This window comes from Herbiconiux daphne (assembly GCF_024979295.1).
Taxonomy (GTDB): domain Bacteria; phylum Actinomycetota; class Actinomycetes; order Actinomycetales; family Microbacteriaceae; genus Herbiconiux; species Herbiconiux daphnes.
In genome coordinates this window covers 1-531 of record NZ_JANLCJ010000772.1, presented here as the reverse complement: position 1 = coordinate 531, position 531 = coordinate 1, and the positions used below count along the sequence as shown (strand labels likewise).

The 531-nt window shown below is 39.4% G+C and carries 1 protein-coding gene; it reads right to left on the bottom strand.

What is annotated here, in order from left to right:
- The coding region (locus tag N1032_RS27610; RefSeq protein ID WP_259543924.1) for a hypothetical protein at nt 1-412 on the bottom strand (412 nt) is incomplete at its 3' end.
- Nucleotides 413-531 lie beyond the last annotated feature (119 nt).

Below are 531 nucleotides of genomic sequence, written 5' to 3'. Positions count from 1 at the left end.
ATTCTATTCCCGTAGTTGAGAATGCACGAATTGGCGTTTTAGCTTTCACGGAAAAGACTTCTGTAAAAGAAAATTCTTTTCGGATAAATTGGAAATCATACGCCAAATGATGAACGTAAACGGGTAAACGTTTTTCATCGGTCAGTTCGAGAGCTAGTGAAATTATGTTGATAAAATCACGTAGTTCATCGTATGTGCGACCGTAATAAACGGGGTTGCCTAAACCTAGTCCGAACATCCAGATATAGGTAAAGGCAACCTTTTCCCCGTTGTAGGTTTTGATTGACGTGTTTTCTGTATCAAATGCCGCTTCAATATTTGCGTACTTTATTTTTTCCTTACCGGATAAGCCTAAAAAATTGATGTTGAGATTTTGGATCTCTTCAATAGTGACACTTGTACAGTATTTCATCCGTCAGCGTTTCCCGTTTTTCAGGGAATTAATTTTCGGCATATGGCGACCGTTTGAATCGTCGTCAGTGTCAACGTCAGATTCATCAGATTCGTCAGCACGACCGAGAATTGTATTAC